Below are 5,656 nucleotides of genomic sequence, written 5' to 3'. Positions count from 1 at the left end.
AGGTTTGCCGTCTGGGAGACAAAGATGCAGGCGATTGAAAATATGGTTTCTACCTGAAGAGAGAGACGCATCAGAATAAACCGGTACCGTTCTCCTCTGAGGTACCATGCAAGCAGACAGACAATAACAGCAGGAAGAAGATAGAGTGGATCTGCTTCCCTTACTGTGATCAGGAGATCATCCCAGACACGGGAGAGGAGAAACACGATGATCGCAACAGCAATCAGGGTAGATACGATGACAGTACTAATCTTTCTCAGCATGAAGACGCCACCTGAGCCTGAGGATCTCTGATCCCATCCCTGTTACATCAGAGAGTTTGACGGTTGTCCCCTTTCCCTGCTGCCATCTTACAGGGAATTCACAGACACGAAATCCATGTCTTTGTGCGAGCACGAGTAGTTCCGTGTCCCAGAACCAGTGGGGAGCCACAACAGTTGGAAGGAGTGCTTCAAGATTGTCACGTGAGAATGCCTTGAACCCGCACTGGTGATCATACAGGCGGCTCCCCAGGATCATCCGGACAAGGGCGTTATATCCCCTGCTTGCAATCTCCCTTTTATTATCCCGATCGATTTTGGATTCCGGCATCAGGCGTGAGCCGGTGGCAATAGCACACCCCGAACGTATTGCATCAACAAGTTCCCTCAGGTGAGCCATATCGGTAGCCAGATCGACATCATAGTAGCAGAATATCCGGCCCCCTGAGGCATGGAAGGCACGGGTGAGCGCCCTTCCCCGCCCAAGCCGCTCATCTGAGTGGAGGAGGCGGATACGGGGATCACGCCCTTCCCATTCAAGAACCAGCTCTGCACTCCCATCATCTGATCCATCCTCTGCCACCAGCAGTTCGAAAGAGCCGGTGATCTCCTCAAGCCTGCGGATAGATTCGGGAATGGCAGTTTCGAGTGCCAACCGATCATTATAGACAGGGATGACCGCTGTCACCTCACACTCCTTCAATCCGACCACTCCAGTACACGCCGGGCTACATCTTCACCAGCACGGATTGATCCGTCCATGCTCCGTTCAGGATAGTTCTCAGGAGAAAACATCCCGGCAATGAAAAGGCCGGGTGCCGGGTTTGGATCCGGGATCAATGATCGATAACCGGTCACATAGACCGGACCTGCAAATGGTTCTATCCTGAGGCGGTGCCAGTGAATATGCTCACGAGGAATCTCAAATCTGATGCAGAAGTCAGATAACATGACCTCTTCGCAGTCTTCTGGGGGATTACCTGAGAAGTACGAGGCAATGTAGACGATATGCTCACCGTACCGATCAAATGGAACAAAGTTGGTATGGGTTATGACCGCTCCATATGGTGCAGGATCACCCATATTTACCCAGTAGATACCATCTGTGGGGTCAGAAGAGGTGCCGAGGGTGAGGCAGGCGGAACCCTGATAGGGAAGAGGAGTGAGCGGGATGGAGCATATTCGTGCAGTCTCCTGCGGTGGAAGTGTCGAGATGAGGCAGTCAAACCGGGTGCCATCCACAATCCATCCCACTTCGTCGGGAATTGCAGAAACAACCTTATGGCCGGTCTCAACCCTGCATCCTTCTGCATTCAGGCGCAGGAGAAGGCTATCGATCAGCCGGATATAGCCACCCTTCAGATAACCCAGCCGCTCTCCTTCAGGACCGCGATCTGATCTGATCGCAATCCGGCTGACAAGCCAGGCAGCAGATACCTCATCTCTCTGATCCCCGAATTTTGATCGCAATAATGGTTCAAAAAAGGAAGAGTAGATCCGCTCACCCAGACGCTCAATACAGTATTCCCGGGCAGAGAGGGTATCCAGCGTCTCACGATCTGCGGATCTGGATCTGAGGACAAAGAGGGCGAGTCGGATCTTCTCAAAGAAAGAGAGGAGAGGATAACGGATGATCTGGAGCGGTGTCGTCAGAGGATGAATCTGTTGATTTACCATATATCCTGTGCTCCCTTTCTGCCACTCGAGATCCCGGAGTAGATCAAGTTCTTCCAGAAGAGAGAGGAGGAAGCGATCGCCTGAGAAGCAATGATGATATAGGGACTCTATTGCATAATCGGGGAGATTATAGGAGGAGAGGCATCCTCCTGCCTCATCACTCATCTCAAGAATTGTCACCTCATGATGTCCTGATAAGCGAAGTGCAGCTGAAAGCCCGGTGAGTCCTCCACCGATTACGCAAATATGCATGCATCTTATGTGATATCAGGGAGCATAAGAAAGTTTTTGAATCTTTCCATCATATAAACTAAGAAGCCATAAATAGAGGAGATACTAAAGGTAAAACCATTAGTGTGGATGGTGTCATCTAAATGCGGGTATTTTTCATTGGATTTGGACAGGCAGGAGGCAAAATCGTCGATATGTTCCTTGCCCAGGACAGGAAACTGCAACAGGGTAGTTTCCGCGGTATTGCCGTCAATACGGCAAGAACCGACCTTATGGGCCTTAAACACATTGAAATGAAAGACAGGCTCCTTATTGGCCAGACAGTTGTTAAAGGGCATGGTGTTGGAACAGACAATGTAACCGGCGCAAAAATTGCGGCAGATGAGATAGACACCATTATTAATGCGATCGACACACGCGGAACACATGATATCGATGCCTTTGTTGTCGTTGCGGGGCTTGGGGGAGGTACCGGTTCAGGTGGCACTCCGGTTCTCTGCCGGCACTTGAAACGCATCTATCGTGAACCTGTCTATGCACTGGGTATGATCCCGGCACCAGAAGAAGGCCGGCTCTATTCTTACAATGCTGCCCGCAGTCTTGCCACACTCGTGAATGAAGCCGACAATACCTTCATCTTCGACAACAGTGCATGGAAGAATGAAGGAGAGAGTGTCAAGAGTGCCTATGAAAGGCTGAATGAAGAGCTTGTCAGGAGATTCGGTGTTCTCTTCCGCGCTGGCGAGGTCGGTAAGCTGGGTGTCGGAGAGATGGTTGTTGACTCTTCAGAGATTATCAACACGCTCAGGGGAGGAGGAATATCCACTATCGGGTATGCAATCTCTGATGTGATCACCAAAAGCAAGCAAAAGAAAGGTCTCTTTGCAGGATTTGGCAAGAAAGATAAGGCTGAGAATTCCCTCACCGGCGAGGATAAATCTGCAAAGATCATCGGACTTGTCAGAAGAGCCATGCTCGGCAGGTTGACACTTCCTTGTGATTATACAACCGCCGAGCGGGCACTGGTGTTGGTTGCCGGCCCTCCTGACGAGATGGACAGGAAGGGGGTTGAAAAATCCAAATCCTGGGTAGAAGAGAACATCGCAGGAGTCGAGGTCCGTGGAGGCGACTATCCACTGGAATCGAGCTTTATCGCCGCTGTGGTCGTCCTCGCAACCATCGGGAATGCCCCCAGAATTACCGAACTCCTTGAAGTGGCTAAAGAAACAAAACAGGACGTTATAAAATCCAAAGACAGGCAATCAACCATGTTCGAGGATGCGATCGATCCGCTCTTTGAATGAGGAGATAAAGATGAAGATAAGGTTACTACTTACTATACTGCTCGCCTGCTGTGCACTCTGTGCTGTTTCTGCATCTGCAGCGCTCACCGTTCAACCCGCAACAGGCGTACCAACAGGAGATCTGGCACCAGGCACAAGATTGACGATCGACACAACGATAATTGAGTTCATACCCGGAACTGCAAGCACATTTCCAACTGGAGATTCATTACAATTCTATACGGATCTTGATTCGCCCAAGTGGTCTATCTCCATTGTCCAGAATGGGGTTGAGAACGCCCGCCCCATCTCAACCAGCCGTATAGTCAGTATTACCGGTTTTGAACTCAGCTATCCATCAGATATGGATATAAAGGTCCGCGTCAACCTTGAGGGAGTCGTACCAGAGGTTACCACAACCTCGGATAAGACAATATTTCGTATTCGCCAGCTTGATTTAAATGATGGTGTCCGATCGGGAACGAGTGGGGAGTATCTCATAACCCGGAAAGTTGTAAATCCTGCCGAGGTGCAGACTGCTATAGTATCAGCAAAAGGTAGTCTTCAGGTATTTAAAACTGAGATAGATGCTGCAAAAGCAGATGGCGTTGATACAACAGCAGTTGATGCAAAGTACAATTCCGCACAGACAGCCCTCCAGAGTGCAGAGGCAGCAGGGTCAAATGTCGGGGTTGCACAATCTTATCTTAACACTGCACAAACGGCTATTACCGATGGTGAGGCACTCCTTCAGAGAGCTATTGTCCAACACGCTATCACCAGTGCCGATGCCACCCTCGCGGAGATTGATGGAGTGCTGAGTTACTTCACCACGAATAAAAGTATGGGATCAGACTCAAGAGTTGTATTACTCTCCTCAAAACGGCAGAGTGTGAAGAACCAGATTGATACTGCCAAGGGAAACTTTGATACCAACAATCTTGCCCTTGCAAAGAGGCAGGCAGATGATGCTCTTGCAGAGGGGAAGATAGTCCTTGCCGAGGCACGTGAATTGCAGGAGGAGGTTGAATCTCTCCCGGTCTTTGTTGATCCCGGCCAGCCATTCCTCTGGATTGTTCTTGGTGCAATTGCAATTATCGTGATTGGATTTGTCATTATGAAGAAACGAAATGCCTGGGATGAACTCGGATAAGAGACCCATTCAACATTTTATCATTTTCCTCTTCTGAATACCTGCATCTCTTTTTTCCCAACCAGACTGATAATATCAGCCGATTCCAGTATTGCGAACTCTCCCCACAAACCTCATGAACTGTTCCCATAGAAATTGGGTTCCAGCAAGTGGCGGAGATACCCCGGTGTGAATTAAGGGAGTTTATGACAACCTTTCAGTTTCCCTGAGGTTGTTCAGCCCGAATGAAGATGAGGAAGAGGAGAGAGAGAGAGAGAGAAGAGGCCAACTGCAACCCGAAGGAGACTCTCTCAGGTTTAAGCAGCCGATCTGAAGAGATCATACCGTTTGCTCCCCACTTCAACATTACGGGTGAAGTAATACCGGATGAGATCTCCCTTCACCTCTTGGTAGGTTACCCAGTAGCTGTGTTTGAGGGTTATCTTTTCAAATCCAGGAATATCATCATAACTATCCTGGTCATGAGTGATGATCAGGTCAAAGTTTCCTGCCATGAGGGATCCCTTGTTGGATTTACCTCCAAAATACGTGATCTTCGACCAGCGATCCTCATCGCGATAATACCAGTTGAGCGGCCATATGGTATCTGTGGCAATGGCAATCCGATCAGATTCATCGATCCATTTCATAACAAGACGGAGATCTTCAGAGTTCTGCACCTGTACAATCGGCTCGGCGATATCACCGGGAGTAAATGCCACATGAAGCGTCATCCCGAGGAGGAACACTATACCCAGTGCCACAATAACCATCTTCTGGCGGTCAAGCCTGAAAGTGGCGACAAAGATCATTGGAAGTAGCTGGTGCAGAATGAGCCAGGGAACTTTCTCACCAATATAGGCATAGACGGCAAGAGATGCAATCATCCACCAGATAGAGAACCTGATGAACTCTGTCTTTGGATCATAAGCGACACCGGTTTCTGGCCGCCTGAGGGACGATGATATACGTTCGATCAGGGAGGCAGATTTAGATAGTCCCGATGGATCACACTCGTCAACTCGATCCTGTGGAGAGTGTTTCTGGGATCTCACATATGCTGCTACACACCC

5 protein-coding genes and 1 pseudogene are annotated in these 5,656 nt (G+C 49.4%); 2 read left to right on the top strand and 4 right to left on the bottom strand.

What is annotated here, in order from left to right; translation table 11 throughout:
• From QCH34_RS05520 to QCH34_RS05510, 3 genes are all read right to left on the bottom strand, one after another.
• A partial coding sequence (locus QCH34_RS05520) for a lysylphosphatidylglycerol synthase domain-containing protein (protein WP_366898368.1) occupies positions 1–263 on the bottom strand: 263 nt, incomplete at its 3' end.
• Positions 247–963, bottom strand: a complete 717-nt coding sequence (locus tag QCH34_RS05515) for a dolichyl-phosphate beta-glucosyltransferase (RefSeq protein ID WP_300331376.1) — start codon at positions 961–963, stop codon at positions 247–249. The genes QCH34_RS05515 and QCH34_RS05520, both read right to left, overlap by 17 nt.
• Positions 960–2,189 (bottom strand): NAD(P)/FAD-dependent oxidoreductase, encoded by a 1,230-nt coding sequence (locus tag QCH34_RS05510; RefSeq protein ID WP_300331373.1) that lies wholly within the window; start codon positions 2,187–2,189, stop codon positions 960–962. The genes QCH34_RS05515 and QCH34_RS05510 overlap by 4 nt, the downstream gene beginning before the upstream one ends.
• A 122-nt stretch (positions 2,190–2,311) precedes the next feature.
• On the opposite strand from QCH34_RS05510, the gene QCH34_RS05505 reads away from it, so the two are divergent.
• Positions 2,312–3,472 carry a tubulin/FtsZ family protein gene (locus QCH34_RS05505; protein ID WP_300331370.1) on the top strand — a complete coding sequence of 387 codons (1,161 nt, stop codon included), beginning with the start codon at positions 2,312–2,314 and terminating at the stop codon, positions 3,470–3,472.
• A gap of 10 nt (positions 3,473–3,482) precedes the next feature.
• Positions 3,483–4,604 (top strand): hypothetical protein, encoded by a 1,122-nt coding sequence (locus tag QCH34_RS05500; protein ID WP_300331367.1) that lies wholly within the window; start codon positions 3,483–3,485, stop codon positions 4,602–4,604.
• A 296-nt stretch (positions 4,605–4,900) separates the two neighbouring features.
• On the opposite strand, the pseudogene QCH34_RS05495 reads toward QCH34_RS05500, so the two are convergent.
• Positions 4,901–5,656 (bottom strand): annotated as a pseudogene (locus QCH34_RS05495) (TIGR03663 family protein); the annotation flags it as partial.

The organism is Methanocalculus sp. (genome assembly GCF_029762515.1).
Classification (GTDB): Archaea; Halobacteriota; Methanomicrobia; order Methanomicrobiales; family Methanocorpusculaceae; genus Methanocalculus.
The sequence above is the reverse complement of the archived record's forward strand: the minus strand, read 5'-3'. Positions and strand labels throughout refer to the sequence as shown.

Excerpts from the sequence above, each read along its gene's own strand:
- QCH34_RS05505 (WP_300331370.1), top strand. The coding sequence starts at position 2,312 with ATGCGGGTATTTTTCATTGGATTTGGACAGGCAGGAGGCAAAATCGTC.
- QCH34_RS05500 (WP_300331367.1), top strand. The coding sequence starts at position 3,483 with ATGAAGATAAGGTTACTACTTACTATACTGCTCGCCTGCTGTGCACTC.
- QCH34_RS05510 (WP_300331373.1), bottom strand. The coding sequence starts at position 2,189 with ATGCATATTTGCGTAATCGGTGGAGGACTCACCGGGCTTTCAGCTGCA.